Here is an 18758-nt window from a genome sequence, read left to right as displayed (position 1 = left end):
CTGACTGAAAAAAGGGATAAAATTTAGAAACGAGTGTTCTATTAGAAGGGGCTGTCTTATTTTGAGGGATACTTAAGACGGCGCGGTCTCTTGGAATAACCCGTCGCGCTCCCTGATCCAGCAACTAAAAAGCCTGCACATGGCGAGATCCTCGAATGTAGGAAGATTATTCGGGAAATTTCCCGCCAGTTTAGGAATATTTAAATAGAGAAGAGAGTGAGACAAAAAGCGTTTAGACCCGAATCACTGGAGCGAATAAGCGGAGGATGGTCGCAGACCGTCTGAGCATTATTCGTGAAGTGACTTCAGGTCTGCTTTTTGGAACACGTTTACGATTAATTGTTAGGAAATGCGAAAGAGGCTAGGACTTTTGTCCCCAGCCTCTTTCTTTAACAGTTAAGGAAGAGGGAGTGTCAACGGATGGATAATGGGATAGGCGTGCAGATGATGGGCGTCTTTTCCACAGCACCTGCCATCCGTCATACGGCATCAAATATTTTTGGCGAGGCGATGGGTACGGGTGTGCTGGTTTTTTGTGTGCTCAGCCATTCGAAGGTCGAATTTGTTCCGGGGTTGCAGCCGGCCATTGTGGGCATGCTGATCATCATCATTGTCCTATCCCTCGGCGGAACGACAGGAGCGGCCTTGAATCCTGCCCGGGACCTGGCTCCGCGGATTGCGCATGCCATTTTGCCGATCCCTAATAAAGGGAATTCTGATTGGGGATACGCTTGGATCCCTGTCTTTGCTCCTATTTTGGGTGGACTCGTTGCTGCAGGAATATTTATTGTATTGCCGTAAGAATGTTGAACTGAATACAAACGTTTTAGGATCCGTTAAGGGTCCTTTTTTTATCCGAAAGGAAAGACGGCATGCTATAATATTCCATTATATGGCAAGAGGGGATATCCATACAAAGAACAATTGGAATTGCCCATTGGAATGCTCGCGGTTTTAGATGAAGCGCACGGAATCATAATCGGAAAGGGAGTACAAGAAAGATGAATTATTGCATGGAATGCGGAACAGCGCTAGAGGGGAAATATCTGGAAAATGAAGGGACAATCCCTTATTGTAATAGTTGTAAGGGGTATCGATTTCCTGTGTTCAACACAGCCGTGAGCATGATCATCTTGAATAAAGAACAAAATAAAATCTTGTTGATCAAGCAGTACGGTGGGGCAGATTATATTCTCTGTGCGGGATATGTGAATAAAGGTGAAAACGGGGAGCAGGCAGCAGTCCGAGAAATCGCTGAAGAGCTTGGACTTCAAACGGTTGAATTACGCTACAACAAAAGCGAATATTTTGAAAAAAACAACACCCTGATGCTAAATTTTTCCTGTATCATCGGGAGCGAGTGCCTCGATGGCATAACGGATGAAGTAGATTGGGCGGAATGGTTTTCCATCGAAGATGCGCAGTCCAACATCAAAAAAGGCAGTTTGGCTCAGCAGTTCCTGGAAAACTATTTGGAAAGCAGCAACAGACTGGAACTGTTTCATACTATGAAGGATTCGTAAATAGTATAGTGCAGGAATTGAAATTGTGATAGACAAAAAAGTTTCTGGTTTGAACATTCAAAGCCTAAAACTTTTTTGTTGAATTTTGGTTATAACTGGCATTTTTCAAATCCGGTGATACAATGAAAAGTAAGCAAAATTTTAGGAGGCTGATTGCATGGTTTATGATTTTAAGACCCCCGTAAATCGGAAAGAGACGGGTTCGGAAAAATGGGCAGAAATGTACCGCAACAATCCGGATGCGGGAGCGGATATCTATCCCTTCTCCGTAGCGGATTTGGATATAAAAATGGCGCCGGAACTTGTTGAAGGCCTGAAAGAATATGTAGCAACAGCCGTTATGGGCTATGACCTGCCGACAGAAGCGTACCACAAAGCGGTCATCGATTGGATGAAGAATCGCCATAATTGGGCAATCAAGAAAGAGTGGATCATCTGCACACCCGGCATCATCGCGGCCTTCTTCTCGGCTATCCGGGCCTACACGGAGCCGGGAGACGGCGTCATCATCATGTGCCCCGTCTACTATCCCTTCATGCGCGCCATAAACAACACCAAACGCACCATCAGCAACAATTCCTTGGTCCGCAATGGAAACCATTATGAAATAAATTTTGAGGATTTGGCGGAAAAAGCGAAAGATCCGAAAACAAAATTGATGATCTTCAGCAACCCGCACAATCCGGTCGGACGTGTTTGGACAAAGGCAGAGTTGGAAAAAGTGGTGGAAATCTGTGCGGCAAATGATGTGCTGATCTTGGCGGACGAAATCCACCATGATCTGGTCATGCCGGGACACGTCTATACGCCGATGGCATCCCTGTCGGAAAAGGCCGCAAATATCTGTATCACGGCGACGGCAGCCAGCAAGTCATTCAACATCGCGGGCCTGCGCAATTCAAACATCATCATTTCGAATCCGGACTTGCATGCGCAATTCAAAGAGGACATGGACATGACCGGCATCGGCGGCGGGACGAATGTTGTCGGCCTGAAAGCGACCGAGATTGCCTACAACAATGCCGGTGCTTGGCTGGATGAATTCCTGGCATTGATCTGGACGAACCACCAACAAGTGAAAGCCTATTTGGCAAAAGAATTGCCCGAAGTGACGGTCTTCGATCTGGAAGGAACCTACCTGCAATGGATGGACTTCAATGCATTCGGACTTTCCCATGAGAAACTGGAAGAAATCATGCATCAGGAGGCGCTGGTCTTCATGGATGAGGGCTATATTTTCGGAGAAGAAGGCACGGGCTATGAGCGTTTGAGCCTGGGAGCCCCGACCGACGTATTGATGGCGGCGATGGAACGCTTGGTCGAAGCCATGAAAAAATACAGGAAATAATGATGGAACAAAAGAGTGCGACAAAAAGCGTTTAGACCCGAATTACTGGAGCGAATAAGCGGAGGATGGTCGCAGACCATCTGAGCATTATTTGTGAAGTGACTTCAGGTCTGCTTTTTGGAACACGTTTACGATTTATTACTAGGAAACTATCCAAGAGGCCAGGACCTATGTCCCAGCCTCTTGGACCATTTTTTGTAACAAAAATCTAAAGAATTTCTAAATATTCGCGAGAATGAAGCATCATTCATATATTCTACATAAACAGATGCTATAATGTAGGATAACAAAGGAAAGGTTGATGAAAAATGATATATCCGTTCTTCGATAGAACCTACATCTTAATAATAATCGGAATCGTCATCTCCATGATTGCCTCGGGATTCGTCAAACGTACATTCAATAAATACAGCGAAGTAGAAAGTAAAAAAGGCTTCACCGCCACCGATGCGGCGCGTTACATTTTGGAAGGCGCCGGCATCCATGATGTCCGCATTGAACGCGTACGCGGAGATTTGACGGACCATTACGACCCCCATGCGAAAGTATTGCGTTTATCGGATACGACCGCAAATTCAACATCCGTTGCCGCCATCGGGGTAGCAGCCCATGAAGTGGGGCATGCAATCCAGGATCAAAAGGATTATATCCCTTTACGCATGCGTGCCGCACTGGTGCCTGCGGCCAACTTCGGACAGATGGTTTCTTGGCCGATGATCATGATCGGGATGTTTGCCGGAATGAACGGAACGCTGATCGATTTGGGGATTTTGTTCTTCTCCATCAGCTTCCTGTTCCAGATCGTCACCCTGCCGGTGGAGTTCAATGCTTCCAGCCGCGCCTTGAAGATCTTGGCGGACGGCGGAATCTTGGCTTCGGATGAAGTTCCGCAAGCCCGCAAAGTGTTGGGCGCAGCGGCGATGACCTATGTGGCAGCTGCTTTGATGAGTTTCCTGCAGGTGTTGCGTCTGGTCTTGATGTTCGGCGGCATAAACAGCGACGATTGATCAAAAATATAAAACCTCGTTCCCAAAAAAGGGGGCGGGGTTTTTCTTTGTATTTCAAGCCAAACGCCAGTGATGAATAAGCGGCGAACCACGGACTCATCACGCTGTCTCCGGCTTTTCATTTGACGGTGTGACAGGTAAAATAGACTTGTAGAGCAACCGGCATGACGGCAAATGAACGCACAGTCAAAAAACGGTCCGCTGCAGGGAATTGCTGTCTGAACGATGGGAGGAAAGGAAATGGATTCATTCGACAAAGTTTTCAGGGGAACGGCTTTCTCAAGCAAGTCTCCAAAAGAAGTGAACATTTTCAAGGATTATCTGTTTTGCCTGGATGCAGAGGGGAAAATCCAGCGTTCCGTCTCCCCGCAAGAAAAGGTATATCAAGAAATTTTGGATGCCTATACGGGGGAATCCAATTTCTTCGTTCTGGAGGAAGGGCAGTATTTTCTGCCGGGATTTATCGACCTGCACATCCATGCGCCGCAATGGGCCCAGGCAGGGCTGGCCATGGCTATCCCGCTGGAGGATTGGCTGGATGCCTATACCTTCCCTTTGGAAGCGAAGTTTTCCGATCTATCATTTGCCCGCGAAATCTACGAAGATTTGGTGGCAACCCTATTGGCCAACGGAACTACAACCGCGCTGTATTTTGCCACGGTGCACAAGGAAGCGAGCTACCTGCTTGCGCAAATTTGCGCCGAAAAAGGGCAACGCGGCTTAGTCGGCAAGGTGGTCATGGATCATACCGAAGAATGTCCCGCCTACTATCGGGACAAGGATACGCAAAAGGCATTGGACGATACGGAAGCCTTTATCCTGTCCGTCCAGGAACTGAACAAAATCACCAAGCAAGGCGTCTATCCCGTCATCACGCCGCGCTTCATCCCCAGCTGTACGGAAGAAGCGTTGGCTGGACTGGGGAAGTTGGCTGAAAAATACGACGCCTATATCCAATCCCATTGCAGCGAGAGCGACTGGGAACACGCCTTCGTAAAGGAACGCCTACATAAGCATGATGCGTTCGCCCTGAACGACTTCGGGCTGTTGCGCGACAAAGCGGTGATGGCCCACTGCACGTTCTTGGCGGATGAGGATGTGGCCCTGTTTGCTGAAACAGGAACGGCCATCGCGCATTGCCCGATTTCGAATGTGTTCTTCTCCAATGGGATACTCCCATTGGCACGCTTCAAGGCGAAAGGGGTGGATATCGGATTGGGGACCGATATATCGGGCGGCTTTTCGCCCAGCCTGTTGGATAATGTGAAGCAGGCGGTCATCTCTTCTCGAATGTTGGAAGAGGGTGTGGATGCTACGCTTCCCGCTGAGGAACGCGGAGTTCCGGATTCCAGGATCACGATCAATGAAGCCTTCTACTTTGCCACTGCCGGGGGCGGGGAAAGCCTGAGTCTGCCGATTGGACGGATCGAAGAAGGGTATTGTTGGGATGTTCAAGTGATTGACATAAAAACACCGGGCTCAAAGCTGAGGCTTTTCGGGAGAAACGTCAATCTGGAGGAAGTATTGCAGAAAATCCTCTATTTGAGCACGCCGGAAAATATCCGCGCAGTATGGGTCCAAGGTGAAAAAGTCCATGCCCGTCCGCGGTAAAAGGAACAGCATCTGTAAATTTATGATACGAGGGGGCAGATTATGGCAAAAGGGAATATCGACTACAATGTCGTCCAGGAAATGCTGGATAAGACAAAAGAAGAAGTCGAAAAGATGCATCCCATCAACATCTTGTTGGTCGGGAAAACGGGCGTCGGGAAAAGCACACTGATCAACAATGTTTTCCGGGAACGCCTGGCCGAGACGGGAATCGGCAGACCGGTCACACAGCATCTGCGCCGCATCGCGAAAGCAGGCGTACCGATCGTGCTGTACGATACACGGGGGCTGGAGCTGAGCGAAGCCATCCAAGCGGAAGTGAAGGCCGAAATAATGGAGGTAATCCAGGACAGCCAGAAAAAGGGGTCCAAAGAAGCGATCCACATCGTCTATTATTGCATCAATGCCGGCTCTTCCCGGATAGAGGAAGCGGAAATGCACTTCATCGACGAACTGGCGAAGCTGTTGCCGGTTCTTATCGTGTTGACCCAGTCGATCGGACAACCCGCCAACGAGCTGAAAAAATACATCGAGAATCAGAATCTGCACGTAGCCGGCGTGATTACCATCATGGCGGAACCTTATCCCATCACCGATGAGCTGGTCCTCCCCCGGTCCGGATTGAAAGAATTGATCGAGACAACCTTTGCGCTCATACCGGAGGAGACGAAGCCAGCTTTTAACAATGCCCAACAGGTGGATATTGCCCGCAAGGCGAAAGCTGCCCGCAGTTGGGCGAAAAAATATATCGCCACAACGTTCGGCGTCGGCTTTACGCCGATCCCGTTTTCCGATGCCACCATTCTGGTGCCGATGCAAATCGGCATGCTGGCGCACATCACCGCCATCTTCGGCATCTCGATGGACAAGGCGACGATCACTAGCATCATCGGGGCGATCGGCGGGACAAGCGGTGCGACGTATTTGGGACGCTATATCGTTTCGAATCTGCTGAAGCTGATTCCCGGTGCGGGGACCATTGCCGGCGGACTCATCAGCGGCGTTACGGCCTCGATCCTCACGACCGCTTTGGCGATGAGCTACATCGAGGTATTGACGATTGTCGCCAAAGGGGAAAAAGACGGAAAATACCCCGATTTGAGCAAGATTGAAACCCTGATGCGCGAAAAAATGCTGGAGCGACTGAAAAAAGGGAAGCGTGATCCCGACGTCAAGCAGCTATTGGACAGGAGCAAGAGTATTCCATTCAAAAAATGGCTCAAGAAATAGCACACAAAAGGGGCTGTCTCAAAATGAGGCAGTCCCTTTTGTGTTGATGAATACAAAAAGGAGAGTTCACGAAGAACTCTCCTTTGGTGTAAAATAGAGTTATGGAAAACGGTTTCACACAACCAGAGTATAGCAAAAGCGGGAGCTTTACACAACTGGTTTTACCCCATTATTATGATGTACTTATTCCCGAGGATGATTCGGTGAGACTCCTGAGCCAAATATTAGAGGAGCTCGATTATTCGAAATTACACCTGGCCTACTCCCCTTTGGGAAGAAAACCAGCGGTTTCACCGAAAAACCTTTTCAAAGTTGTCATATACGGCGCGATGAATCATATTTTTTCGAGCCGAACAATCGAAAAGTCCTGCCGACGCGACATTAATTTTATGTACCTCCTTCAGGGGGAACCCGTCCCCGATCACAACACGATTGCACGTTTCAAAAAAGACCGCCTGCCTAAATCAATTGATTCTTTATTCAATCAATTCACTCTTTTACTACAAAAGATACAGGAAATTACTTTCGAAACCCTTTATGTAGATGGAACGAAAGTAGACGCAAATGCGAACCGGTATACATTCGTATGGCGAAAATCGGTGGAAAAGTATAATGTAAAGCTTATGGAAAAAGCGAATCTGCTTCTCCGAACTCTTTATACTGAAAAGGATATTCCACAACCACTTACGCTTGCCTTTATGAAGGACTGTCTTTTACAACTTGAGAAGGAAAAACAGGAAACTAACCTCACTTTTGTATATGGGAGTGGCAAACGGAAGACACCACTTCAAAGAAATTATGAGACTCTGAGTGAATATATAGAACGAAAAACATACTATGAATACTGCTTTGATAAATTTGGCGATCGTAATAGTTTCTCTAAAAGTGATACAGATGCCACATTTATGCGAATGAAAGATGATCATATGCATAATGGTCAATTAAAACCAGCTTATAATGTTCAGATTGGGGTGGAAGCAGAGTACGTTGTCCAAGTAGGTGTTTATTCAAGTACTACCGATTATGGCACGCTCGTGCCTTTCCTCAATAAGGTAGAAACAGCGTTTAAAGAGAAATTCAAGAAAATCGTGGCAGATTCTGGATACGAAAGTGAAGAGAATTATGTCTATCTAACAGAAGAGAAATATAGCTCGTTCATAAAACCTCAGAATCACGAAATAGTGAAGACGAAAAAATTTAAAAAACAAATTGGCCGCAAGGAAAATATGGAATATGATAAGGAAAAAGATGAATTCACCTGTAGTAACGGGCGCAAATTAGTATTCAAATATGATAGCACCCAAAAGTTAAAGAGTGGATATGAGCGGAAATTAAGTACGTATGAATGCGAAGATTGCAGCAATTGCCCGCTTTACGAACAATGTAACAAAAGTAAGTTCGGAGCAAATAAAACTCTTCGTTTTTCAAAGAATTTTGAAGCGCTACGAACCGTATCCGTTCAAAATATTTCGTCCAAGGAAGGTATAAAACTCCGTGTGAATCGATCCATTCAGGTAGAAGGCGCATTTGGTGTTCTAAAAGGAAACTATGGAGTCCAACGCTTTTTGATGCGAGGATTCAACAATGTAGAAGTTGAAATGACCATCTTGTGTTTAGGCTATAATTTCAACAAACTGCACAACAAGCGCAGCTCGAATCGCCTAAAAACGGAGTATCACGAAGTAAAAATTGCTTGAAAAAATCATATAAATATACCTTAGTTTCGTGCGCCCAAAAACATCCGTTTTTGGATTTTTGTGTTTTATACGACCATTATTGGATGAATATGCAAAAAGGGCCGTCCAAAAGTAGAATATACTATTCTACTTTTGAGACAGCCTCTTTTGTGTGCTTAAGCTATAAAATTACATTCCGGATTCTTCACGATTTTTTTTTAAGGGACCACTCTTCAAGGCGAAGATGTAGCATGCGCCATAGATGACGGTCAAAGAAATCATGGCGTACATCCCGAGCTGATAAGAGCCGGTTACGTCATAGACCGCTCCCCATAAAGGACCGGAGATGGACATCCCGATAGACGGGGCCATTCCTAAAATGGACCAGATGCGGAAATAGTCTCTTGGACCGAATACTTCGTTGACAACCAACGGCGTCAAGACGCTAGGCCCGCCGATGCCGAAGGCCAGAACGAACATTAAGATGGCCAAAGACAGGAAAGAGCTTGTCGTCGCCAAAAGGAAAAGGGAAACGATCATACAAGCTGAAACGACCAAGATAGTGATGGTCGAGTCGATCTTATCGTTGACTGCGCCGACCAAGATATTGGCGATGATCATGCCTGCCATGACAAGTGAAAACAAGGTTCCGACTTCCCCAGCAGTAAAGCCTATGCCGCTGAAAAGGGCGGGAAGATGCTGCATCAGGCCGCCACCGAAGGCAGAGAGGAAAATGCCTGCGAACAGGATATAGAACTGCTTTGTTTTCTTTGCTTCAGTATAGCTGATCGACTGTTCGGGAGTGGATCCCAATCCGTCTTCATATGCGACTGTGTTATTTCCATAAGCCCTAAGGCCGATGCTTTCGGGATGCTCAACCAACAGGAAGAGGGCGTTTGGAATCGTCAGTAGGGCGAACAGGCCGGCAATCAGCAAGTAACCGTTGCGCCAGCCAAAATTATCCAGGAACATCGGCATGTATATGGCGACCACCGCTCCGGCCAAACCACCTGAGGCATTCAGCAGACCCATCATCAGGCCTTTTTTGGACTCAAACCAGTTGTTGATCAACAGGATGGCCAAAAACATGGTGATCGGCATCATGAACAGGCCGAGGAAGATGCCACCCGCATAGAACTGCCATAGTTGGGTAGCGAAGGCCAACCATACAAAACCAAGCGAAACCCAGGTCCCACCTACTATCAACAGTTTTTTTGCGCCGAATTTCGGCAAGAATTGTCCGATGAATGGCAGGACAAAAACACCTGTCAAGGTCGAAAGACTAAGGTAAATTGAAAAAGCGCTGCGGGTAAATCCTAGTTCAGCCGTGATGGGCTTGATGAAAAAGCCGACCGCATTTCCGGAAATGTACGTGGCCATGATCAGGAAGGCCGCAGATAGAAAAGATAAATAATGTCTTTTTGTCATTCCAAAACTCCTTTTTTAATCAAAATGGTTTGATCTATGCCGTCGGGCTACAAAAAATAAACAAGTAAGATGGGATATCATATTATGATATCCGATTTCGTGTAAATGGATGCAAAGTTAGTCGCTTATAAATGATAAATGAGTCATAGATGAAAAGCAATAAAAAGCCTAAAAATAAACAGCCAGATGTGGCGGGAATTTGAAGGCGTTTCATTGCTTCTGTTATTAGCTACCTGATTGGAGTAGGAACCGGTTATTCTTCTGTATGCAAATGAAGGCCGGGGATCTGGAAAAAGCGTTGCAGGGCAAGAGAAATTCCGCCCAATAGCGCTGCGTTCTCCCCCAAAGAGGATAAGGCCAAGGGAACATTGATGGTGTGCATATTATCTAATTGGTCGCGGATGGTTGGCACCATCTCCGGAATTTCTCTGAAGAGTTGTCCGTTAAGGTAAATCTTTTCAGGATCGAGGAAAGCGATCACATTGCTGATGGCGATGCTCATATGGTCCGTAAAGGTTTGGATGATGTCCACCGTATCCAAATCATTTTTGTGGTATAAAGCAATCAAATCTTCCAGCTTCAAGGAGGCGTCGCCTTTCCGTTCCCGTAAATCGGCCAGCAGTGCTTCCGTGGAACAGTATTGATTCAGGCAACCACGTATACCCGAAGGACTCTCCTTGCCGAAGGGATAAAGAATGGTGTGTCCCAAGTCGCCGGCAAAGCTATTGGGACTCCGATAAAGGCGATCATCAATCAAAATGCCGGATCCGATCGTTTCACCCAAAGAGACGCTGACGATGTTCCAAGGCGAAGCGGCAAAGGTCGATTCGGCAATGGCGGACAGATTGTCTTTGTTCTCCATATAGATAGGAGCGTCAAACTGCAGACTCTCAAAGTGTTGGATTGTCAGATGTTCCAACATTTTGTTTGTTGAGAAAACAATCTCATCGTCATGCACAATCCCATCGATGGCCAGCACGATCCCTACCAAACCAAAAATGGCAGGACGCAGCTTTTTCTTATGATACATCATACTTTCTGCGACAGTATCCAAGACGTTTGCCGCCTCGATTTTACGCGTGATCACGTGCTGATCAATGATTGTGCCCTGTAGATCACATACGAGCGAAGCAATCTTTGTTTGTGTAATGGCCAAACTCATTGCATAGCCAGCGTTCGCATTGATACGTAATAAAACGGGCTTTCTGCCGCCAACGGCAGAGCTATTCCCGGTTCCTAATTCAATCACCAGATTTTCTGTTATTAATTTTTTGACGATTTCTGAGACGGTGGCTTTATTTAATTTTGAATCATGGGATATTGTCGCCCGGGAAGTATAGGGGTGATTAATGATGGCGGATAAGACGATCAATTCATTCTGCTCTCTGATGGTATTGCGGTTAGCTTTCATAAACTCACAACCTTTATGTTTTTTGATTGAGAAGCAGCCTTTTGGAGATGGCGAAGCCTGAAATCGCCCATGCAGTAACGCTGTACGCATAGAATGATTCCATCCATGTTACTGTTCGATTTGGCAGCGCTTCCTTTTTGCGCTGCGAGAAATTTCCAAAAGCGACAGACGGGTAGTATGCAAGGTATAAAAAGGAGGATTGATGCGATTTTTATGATGAGGAGAAGTTTGCTTACATCGTTTCGGTTGTTTTCGAACAGCTTTTAAAGGGGGAAATGAGAGCAGAAAAATAAAAATGAACCGGTGAATTCGGGGGATCGATTGGTTCGGAGGGGAGCGATGCCTCACACCGTAAGAATCGATTTCGCGAGTCTGGATAAAAATGGAAAACCTTATACATGTATATTTTATCACTTCTTTTGGCGGAATGCGAGATTGGGCTCTGCGAATCGAGGAATTATCAGGCGTGTGTTATTTGAAAAACTAAATTCCGGTTCAAAAATCCAGAAAATAGACTGGCATGCTGCAAACCACTCAGCAAATACTTTCCCTTCATCACGACAATACTTTCATGACAGTAATCATTATCAGGGTGAAGGAACATTCTGAGTCATTGTCTAATCAGAAAAAAATCGATACAATGGATGATGAATGTGGAGGAGGTCATAAGAAGATGTTGGGTTTAACAGGACTGGAAATCGGGATGATGATTGTTGCAGCAATCATCATCGGATTTTCCAAAACGGGAATACAAGGAGCAACCATTCCGGCAGTGGCCTTGGTGGCGATCATTTTCGGCGGGAAAGCATCCGCCGGAATCATGCTGCCGATGCTGATGTTCGGCGATTTGATTGCGATTTATCAATACGGCAAACAAGGGAAATTCAGCGATGTCTTGAAGCTTTTGCCGGCGGCTGTCGTGGGGATTGTATTGGGTGCTATCGCCGGTAACTATCTGGATGACAGACAATTCAAGATGCTGATGGGGATCATCGTCATGGTGTGTCTCGCGTTGTTGATTTATCGGGAAGTTACAAAGAGAGTCTTGCGGGTTCCGGATCATCCCGTTTTCCACTGGGGAGTGGGAGCGATCAGCGGCTTTTCATCCATGGTGGGGAATGCGGCGGGGCCGATCTTCAACGTCTATTTGCTGACGCAGGAACTCACCAAAAATAAAATGATCGGCACGACGGCATGGTTTTTCTTCCTGATGAACCTGATCAAGTTGCCGTTCCATATTTTTATGTGGGGGACAATCACGTGGGCAACATTCCGCTACACCTTGATCATGATCCCCTTCATCGCTTTTGGCGCTGTATTGGGCATCAAATTGGTCAGGAAAATCAATGAAGTATGGTACAAACGCATCATCATGATGATGACGGCTATCGCCGCCCTCCGATTGTTTATGTGAAAAAACTGTTTGAGAAGGAAATTCCCTTCTCAAACAGTTTTTTAGTTTTATTTGCTGCGCTGGTAGTTCTCTATTTCATCGGCCGGGTCGATCGGGTTACGTAAGGCGCGTTGGTTGGCTTGATGCACATGCAAAGCTTCCAGGAGCGGCACCATCATGGAAGCGACCAGACCACCCGAAAAACCGTTATTGTACAGGTTCACACCGCCGTGGAGGTAGCCGATGTTCATGACCAGCGTAAGATGCAATGCACCCGTAATGATCCCGACAATCGTACCGTAACGTCCTGCCATCGGGGCCAACGTTGTCCCGAACAGGGCAGCGATGATGACGGCCGTCGAGTGGTTATCCTGATAGTTGAAATGGCCCATCAATGTCACCCCGATGATGATTGGCGTAACATTCCTTAGGTTCTTTCCGAAAGCTCCGAAGCCGACGACCGTAAAAATACCGCCGATAATGGGACCGTTTATTTCACCACCGAGCAACAGAATATAGCTGGTTGTCGCAATACCCAACAGCGCCATATTGGTGAGCGTCGCACCGAGGCCGCCCAACTCGATATAATCTGTCGACAGCTGACCGGAGTGTCGCATGATGCGCTTCAATCCCTTGAAAGTCCAGCGGTTGCACCAAAACCCCAAAAGCAGCATGGCGCCGAAAAGGACGTACAGCATGATGGAAAAGGGGAGATTGTAGCCGCTGGCAAGGATGCTAGCGGTCTCTACCTCAAACCCAAAATTGCGCATCAACGAAATGAAGAAGGTACCGATGATGCCACAAGTGAAGCCGATATTATAGAGGCTGAACCCCTTCGTGAAGGTGACAAAGTGATGGGCCAATGGAGGAATCAGAAAACCAGAAATAAAGCCTGCGCCAATGCCAAATAAAATCCCGACCGGCAGATCCAATCCGACATTGAAGGAAAGCTCACTGACCAATGGACCCAACGCCGTCCCGAACAAGGCACCGAGCAAGGAACGTTCCAAAGGCACCTTTGTGACCTTTGCATAGGCGAAGGCTCCCGCAACAATCGGCATCGAATTATAGAAGTTCTTTCCGAATAAGGAAAAGCCCGCAACGGTCAATACGGCAGCAATGACGGGGCCGGATACACGGGCACCGGTCAGACTTACGAGCAAAACGGCCTGCAGGGTCATAAAGGATGCATTGAACAATGCCGCTCCCACATTCGTCAATGCCATGTAGTCCGTCAACAGATTGGCGGGAGAAGTCAAAATGGTGAGGTTGCCTTGCCAAATTTCCTGGGGACTATTGAAAAAGAAGGCAGAGACACCCAAAAATAAGGCGAAACTGATCAAAAGCGAATACTTAAATTTATCGGAATACTGTGCTATGCCACTGAGCGTGGGGTATCTATGAGGCATGATTTTTCTCCTTTCGTGAAGTAAGCTATTTGTTTGTGCAGGACAATAGCACATGCTGCATTGAATGATTATTGTCCATCAATTAATTACTATTATACCTTGTTTCCATGCACCTACAAAATGGAATGACAACTTTATGCGAAGTGAGCATTTTTATTATATTCCGAAGATGCCGTGCCTTCTTGCCATTCCGCAATCCGTGTGTTTGAATAGGGGAAAAGGGAGTGGATGCATATGAACGATGTCTTAAAACGCTATAGCCTGTTGCTGTTCAGCCTGTTTGTGATGGGGTTGGGCATCAGCGCTATCACGCGTTCGCAATTGGGGACTTCCGCGATATCGAGCGTCCCCTACATTTTGAGCTTCATCTATCCACTCAGCTTCGGGACGTTCACGTTGCTGACTAACTGGCTGTATGTGTTTGCCGAAATCATCCTGTTGGGGAAGGATTTCCCGAAAAAACAATATTTGCAGTTCATCCTGTGTTTGTTTTTCGGTTTTTTCATCGACTTTGGCATGTGGTTGCTGCAAGGCGTCCAACCGGCAACGTACCTGGCCAAACTGGTCATCCTGATCATGGGGTGCCTCATTTTGGCGGCAGGCATTTTGATGCAATTGAAGGCAGATGAAGTCGTGAACCCGAGCGAAGGCATCGTAAAGGCGATGGCCAGCAGGACGGGTAAACCGTTCAACCGCATCAAGGTGATCTATGACTTTGCGTTGGTGGCCGGGACTATCGTGATTTCGTGGCTTGCTTTCGGGGATATACGCGGTGTCCGTGAAGGGACCATCATAACGGCGGTGCTAGTGGGGCCGTTCATCAAACTGATTTCGAGCGGGCTGGATAAATGCAAGAAGAAGCAAACGCAGGATGCTGGCGGTTTGTAGCATGTGAGCAAAAGGATTAAGGGACTGTATCAGTTTTTTATACAAAGAAGGGGCTGTCTCTATTGAGGCAACCCTTTTAGCTGTTTTCAGATTTCTAAGCCAGATTATTCTGGAATGTTCGATTCGGGGATTCCAGTATCATTCACTATTATTTTTGCGCGTGAGGGTGAGCTTGGCAGAGCGGTGGGAAAAGCATGCGCATCCGAAAAAGGAAAACGGCAGCCTGAAAATAAAAATTTCAAAAAAACAAAAGAAAGGGGTTGCATTATTTTTCTGCAAGTGCTATCATTTTGTCATAGGATTGTTACTGGTCACGCAGGCAAAACCTAAATTAATACGAGATGATGTCAGTGTCATTTGGTGTTAGTTTAGGTTTTTTTTAATGGAAGGTGGGATGAGATTATCGATGAGGATTGAGAAAGTCTTTAATAACAATGTGGTTTTGGCGAAAGCCGAGAATCATTCCGAAATCATTGTGATGGGAAAGGGGATCGGCTTTCAGAAACGGACGGGGGACAGGTTCGATCAGGCATTGATCGAAAAGACCTTCGTCATACAAGGAAACGACGCGACCGACCAATTGAAGGCCATCTACCAGGATCTGCCGGTTGAGGAATCCGATGCCATCCTTAACATCATCCAAGAGGCCGAAATAAGATTGCAGCATCCGTTCGAAGCGAATCTGTATCTGACGTTGGCTGACCATATCCATTACGCCATTCAGCGGACGCGGGAAGGCATAACCCTCACGAATCCTTTGACTTTTGAAGTGAAACGATTCTATCGGCGGGAATATGAACTGGGCATGATAAGCATCGGGCTGATCGAGCAATACACGGGTGTCAGCTTGGCGCCTGATGAAGCGGCATCCATCGCCCTGCATTTCGTCAATGCCCAAAAGGAAGGCCAGCTGATCGAAGAGACGATGAAGGTGACGCGGATTGTGCAGGATATCCTGAACATCGTGCGGTTGCACTTCGGGGTGACATTCGATGAGGATTCCATCTCCTACAACCGTTTCATCACCCATCTGCAATATTTTGCGCAGCGGGTCGTCACGGGCGAGACGTTCGCATCTTCGCAGGATACGTTCCTGCAGGAGCAGGTGAAGGCGAGCTATCCGCAAGCCTTCGCCTGTACGGATAAAATCGATACCTACGTTGCGGGTGCCCATCGTTTTCAGGTGGGGATGGATGAGAAGCTCTATTTGACCATCCACATCCAGCGCATCGTGCAGCAAAATTGAATAAGAAACAGATCTCAAAAGGATTGTTACTGGTAAAGCAGGCAAAACCTAAGTAGACGGCCGGGAAGGAATTTCCATGCTATCTATTTAGGTTTTTTTTATAAAAAAATACAGGAAAAAGAGGGATAAAATATGAAATATGAAGAATTAGCAAATGATATTTTGGCTCACGTCGGCGGCAAAGAAAATGTCCGCAGTTTGGCTCATTGCATTACGCGTCTGCGTTTCAAATTAGTGGACGAAAGCAAGGCGGACACGGATTATTTGAAGAAACGCGAAGGGATCGTAACGGTCATCAAAAGCGGCGGCCAATACCAAGTCGTCATCGGCAACCATGTGCCGGATGTGTACGCAGCCGTAAATGCAGTCGGCGGATTGAATGGCAGCGGTGAGGTCGCCGCTGAAGATGAGGGTCCAAAGGGCAGTATTTTCAATCAGTTCATCGATATGATTTCGAAAATCTTCCAACCGATCCTGGGACCGTTGGCGGCAACAGGGATGTTGAAAGGCTTGGCTGCTTTGTTATTGGCCTTTGGTATTCCCGCAACCGATGGGGCATATGTATTGATTCAAGCTGCGGGGGACGGATTCTTTAACTTCCTGCCGATTTTCCTTGCTTTCACCGCCAGCAAACACTTCAAAATGAATAGCTTCACGGCAATGGCAGTCGCAGCCGCAATGGTTTATCCGGGCATGGTCAATCCTGCAGGCATTGAACCGCTGTACACCTTATTCGCGGGCTCCATTTTCGAATCGCCGATCTTTATGACCTTCTTGGGCTTGCCGGTCATCATGATGAGCTATGCTTCATCGGTTGTGCCGATTGTGTTGGCTATCTTCATGGGCTCAAAAGTCGAAAATTGGTTGAAGAAAGTCGTTCCGGATGTCGTGAAATTATTCTTGGTCCCTTTCTTCACCTTGTTGATCGTCGTTCCATTGACTATCCTGTTTGTCGGACCGGTATCCACTTGGGTAGCGACACTTGTCGGAACAGGCGTTTCCATGGTCTACAACTTGAGTCCAATCGTTGCCGGAGCTATTCTGGGCGGCGGATGGCAAGTATTCGTTATGTTCGGTCTTCACTGGGGCTTGGTTCCGATCGCCATCAACAATTTGGCTACACAAGGCTATGATCAACTCTTGGCTACTGTTTTAGGTGTTTCCTTTGCCCAGACCGGTGCCATCATCGCCATCTTCCTGAAAACAAAAGAAGCGAAAGTGAAACAATTGAGTATTCCAGCCATGATTTCCGGCTTGTTCGGAGTAACCGAACCTGCCATTTACGGGATTACTTTACCGATGAAACGTCCGTTCCAATTGAGCTGTGTAGCTGGTGCCATTTCCGGTATGGTTGCTGGGGCCTTCCGTCTTACTGGTTTCCGCATGGGTGGCTTAGGGATCTTCGCCATTCCTGGCTATTTGGATCCAAGCGGTGCGGTTACAATGAACCTATGGGCATCTGTCATCGTCAGCGTAGTCGGCCTTGTACTTGGTTTCGTATTGGTTTACCTTTCAAAAATTCCTGTCCTTTACCCTGAATCAGAAACAGCTGCTGTAGAAACGGTTGCTGCAAGAAATATGGATACATTGGTCGTCAATGCATTGAAAAAAGATTTCTCAGCTTCTGCTGAAAAAGACTTGGTTGCTAGCCCACTTATCGGTGAAATGGTCCCACTATCTGAGGTGCCGGATGAAGCCTTTAGAACAGGTGCACTCGGAAAAGGAATCGCTATCCGTCCGACTATCGGTGAAGTCTATGCTCCTGCAAACGCGACTGTAACCTTCTTGTTCCCGACGCACCATGCCATCGGTTTGACGACAGAGAACGGAACGGAAATACTGATCCACATCGGTATGGACACTGTTCAGCTGGAAGGCAAAGGTTTCACGAGCCATGTCCAACAAGGCGACAAAGTCACTGCCGGCCAATTATTGCTGGAATTCGACATCGCCTATATCCAACAAGCAGGCTACGACATCATCACACCGATCATCGTGACCAACTCGAACGAATATATGGATGTGATCACCACTAAAGAAGCGAAACTGTCCGAAGGGGATTACCTTTTGACGGTAATAGCATAATTTGAAATAGCGAAAATGGGACTGGCCGTCGGGCATCAAACCTGGCCGGTCCTTTTATCACCATATAATAGGAATGAAGAATAGGAGAGATAGAATGAGTACAGTATTTCCAGAAGGATTTTTATGGGGTGGCGCAACTGCGGCTAATCAATATGAAGGAGCATTTGATGCTGACGGCAAAGGCTTGTCTGTTCAGGATGTAACACCAAAAGGCGGTTTTGGCGGGCTGATCACTGACGGACCGACACCTGACAACATGAAATTGGTAGGGATCGACTTCTATCACCGTTACAAAGAGGACGTGAAGCTGTTTGCCGAAATGGGCTTCAAAACCTATCGTACCTCCATTGCCTGGACGCGCATTTTTCCGAATGGGGATGAAACGGAGCCGAACGAAGCCGGCCTGCAATTCTATGACGACCTGTTCGATGAACTGCTGAAATACGGCATTGAACCGCTCATCACCTTGTCCCATTACGAAACACCGCTGCATCTTTCAAAAG

Annotated in this window: 15 protein-coding genes; 12 read left to right on the top strand and 3 right to left on the bottom strand. The window is 47.0% G+C overall.

Annotated features, from left to right (window positions below):
- The first annotated feature begins 420 nt into the window (after nucleotides 1-420).
- From BM101_RS12750 to BM101_RS12720, 7 genes are all read left to right on the top strand, one after another.
- On the top strand, nucleotides 421-801 hold the full coding sequence (locus BM101_RS12750) for an MIP/aquaporin family protein (protein WP_087032633.1): 381 nt from the start codon (nucleotides 421-423) through the stop codon (nucleotides 799-801).
- A 200-nt stretch (nucleotides 802-1001) separates the two neighbouring features.
- A complete protein-coding gene (locus BM101_RS12745; protein ID WP_087032635.1) occupies nucleotides 1002-1523 on the top strand; it encodes an NAD(+) diphosphatase in 522 nt (173 codons plus the stop codon).
- A gap of 157 nt (nucleotides 1524-1680) precedes the next feature.
- Entirely contained in the window at nucleotides 1681-2871 is a 1191-nt protein-coding gene (locus BM101_RS12740) for a MalY/PatB family protein (protein ID WP_087032637.1), read from the top strand.
- 308 nt (nucleotides 2872-3179) lie between these two features.
- A complete protein-coding gene (locus tag BM101_RS12735) occupies nucleotides 3180-3878 on the top strand; it encodes a zinc metallopeptidase (protein WP_087032639.1) in 699 nt (232 codons plus the stop codon).
- A gap of 240 nt (nucleotides 3879-4118) precedes the next feature.
- Nucleotides 4119-5489, top strand: a complete 1371-nt coding sequence (guaD, locus tag BM101_RS12730) for a guanine deaminase (protein WP_087032641.1) — start codon at nucleotides 4119-4121, stop codon at nucleotides 5487-5489.
- A gap of 42 nt (nucleotides 5490-5531) precedes the next feature.
- Nucleotides 5532-6719, top strand: coding sequence for a YcjF family protein (locus tag BM101_RS12725; RefSeq protein ID WP_087032643.1), 1188 nt, complete (start codon nucleotides 5532-5534; stop codon nucleotides 6717-6719).
- 101 nt (nucleotides 6720-6820) lie between these two features.
- Entirely contained in the window at nucleotides 6821-8416 is a 1596-nt protein-coding gene (locus BM101_RS12720; protein ID WP_087032644.1) for an IS1182 family transposase, read from the top strand.
- Between the two features lie 168 nt (nucleotides 8417-8584).
- On the opposite strand, the gene BM101_RS12715 is transcribed toward BM101_RS12720, so the two are convergent.
- Together BM101_RS12715 and BM101_RS12710 are read right to left on the bottom strand one after the other, a co-directional pair.
- Entirely contained in the window at nucleotides 8585-9823 is a 1239-nt protein-coding gene (locus BM101_RS12715; protein WP_087032647.1) for an MFS transporter, read from the bottom strand.
- Nucleotides 9824-10076: 253 nt separating this feature from the next.
- Nucleotides 10077-11234 carry an ROK family protein gene (locus BM101_RS12710; protein ID WP_177194519.1) on the bottom strand — a complete coding sequence of 386 codons (1158 nt, stop codon included), beginning with the start codon at nucleotides 11232-11234 and terminating at the stop codon, nucleotides 10077-10079.
- 673 nt (nucleotides 11235-11907) lie between these two features.
- On the opposite strand from BM101_RS12710, the gene BM101_RS12705 reads away from it, so the two are divergent.
- Complete coding sequence (locus tag BM101_RS12705; RefSeq protein WP_177194518.1) at nucleotides 11908-12648, top strand: sulfite exporter TauE/SafE family protein; 741 nt, start codon at nucleotides 11908-11910, stop codon at nucleotides 12646-12648.
- A 47-nt stretch (nucleotides 12649-12695) separates the two neighbouring features.
- Here the strand turns inward: BM101_RS12705 and BM101_RS12700 are convergent, their stop codons facing one another.
- The gene (locus BM101_RS12700) at nucleotides 12696-14036 is read right to left on the bottom strand and encodes a DUF1576 domain-containing protein (RefSeq protein WP_087032653.1); all 1341 of its coding nucleotides are present in this window, start codon (nucleotides 14034-14036) and stop codon (nucleotides 12696-12698) included.
- A 234-nt stretch (nucleotides 14037-14270) separates the two neighbouring features.
- Between BM101_RS12700 and BM101_RS12695 the strand changes: the two genes are divergently transcribed.
- From BM101_RS12695 to BM101_RS12675, 4 genes are all read left to right on the top strand, one after another.
- Entirely contained in the window at nucleotides 14271-14924 is a 654-nt protein-coding gene (locus BM101_RS12695) for a YczE/YyaS/YitT family protein (protein ID WP_087032655.1), read from the top strand.
- Nucleotides 14925-15330: 406 nt separating this feature from the next.
- A complete protein-coding gene (licT, locus tag BM101_RS12685; protein ID WP_087032659.1) occupies nucleotides 15331-16170 on the top strand; it encodes a BglG family transcription antiterminator LicT in 840 nt (279 codons plus the stop codon).
- Nucleotides 16171-16302: 132 nt separating this feature from the next.
- Nucleotides 16303-18255, top strand: coding sequence for a beta-glucoside-specific PTS transporter subunit IIABC (locus BM101_RS12680; protein ID WP_087032661.1), 1953 nt, complete (start codon nucleotides 16303-16305; stop codon nucleotides 18253-18255).
- Between the two features lie 94 nt (nucleotides 18256-18349).
- A partial coding sequence (locus tag BM101_RS12675) for a family 1 glycosylhydrolase (RefSeq protein ID WP_143084473.1) occupies nucleotides 18350-18758 on the top strand: 409 nt, incomplete at its 3' end.

It is taken from the genome of Trichococcus palustris (assembly GCF_900114465.1).
GTDB classification, from domain to species: Bacteria; Bacillota; Bacilli; order Lactobacillales; family Aerococcaceae; genus Trichococcus; species Trichococcus palustris.
This window is presented reverse-complemented; position numbering and strand designations above follow the sequence as displayed.

Bases quoted from the DNA above. Each gene is read 5' to 3' on its own strand.
- BM101_RS12750 (WP_087032633.1), top strand. From the start codon at position 421: ATGGATAATGGGATAGGCGTGCAGATGATGGGCGTCTTTTCCACAGCA.
- BM101_RS12745 (WP_087032635.1), top strand. From the start codon at position 1,002: ATGAATTATTGCATGGAATGCGGAACAGCGCTAGAGGGGAAATATCTG.
- BM101_RS12740 (WP_087032637.1), top strand. From the start codon at position 1,681: ATGGTTTATGATTTTAAGACCCCCGTAAATCGGAAAGAGACGGGTTCG.
- BM101_RS12735 (WP_087032639.1), top strand. From the start codon at position 3,180: ATGATATATCCGTTCTTCGATAGAACCTACATCTTAATAATAATCGGA.
- guaD (WP_087032641.1), top strand. From the start codon at position 4,119: ATGGATTCATTCGACAAAGTTTTCAGGGGAACGGCTTTCTCAAGCAAG.
- BM101_RS12725 (WP_087032643.1), top strand. From the start codon at position 5,532: ATGGCAAAAGGGAATATCGACTACAATGTCGTCCAGGAAATGCTGGAT.
- BM101_RS12720 (WP_087032644.1), top strand. From the start codon at position 6,821: ATGGAAAACGGTTTCACACAACCAGAGTATAGCAAAAGCGGGAGCTTT.
- BM101_RS12715 (WP_087032647.1), bottom strand. From the start codon at position 9,823: ATGACAAAAAGACATTATTTATCTTTTCTATCTGCGGCCTTCCTGATC.
- BM101_RS12710 (WP_177194519.1), bottom strand. From the start codon at position 11,234: ATGAAAGCTAACCGCAATACCATCAGAGAGCAGAATGAATTGATCGTC.
- BM101_RS12705 (WP_177194518.1), top strand. From the start codon at position 11,908: ATGTTGGGTTTAACAGGACTGGAAATCGGGATGATGATTGTTGCAGCA.
- BM101_RS12700 (WP_087032653.1), bottom strand. From the start codon at position 14,036: ATGCCTCATAGATACCCCACGCTCAGTGGCATAGCACAGTATTCCGAT.
- BM101_RS12695 (WP_087032655.1), top strand. From the start codon at position 14,271: ATGAACGATGTCTTAAAACGCTATAGCCTGTTGCTGTTCAGCCTGTTT.
- licT (WP_087032659.1), top strand. From the start codon at position 15,331: ATGAGGATTGAGAAAGTCTTTAATAACAATGTGGTTTTGGCGAAAGCC.
- BM101_RS12680 (WP_087032661.1), top strand. From the start codon at position 16,303: ATGAAATATGAAGAATTAGCAAATGATATTTTGGCTCACGTCGGCGGC.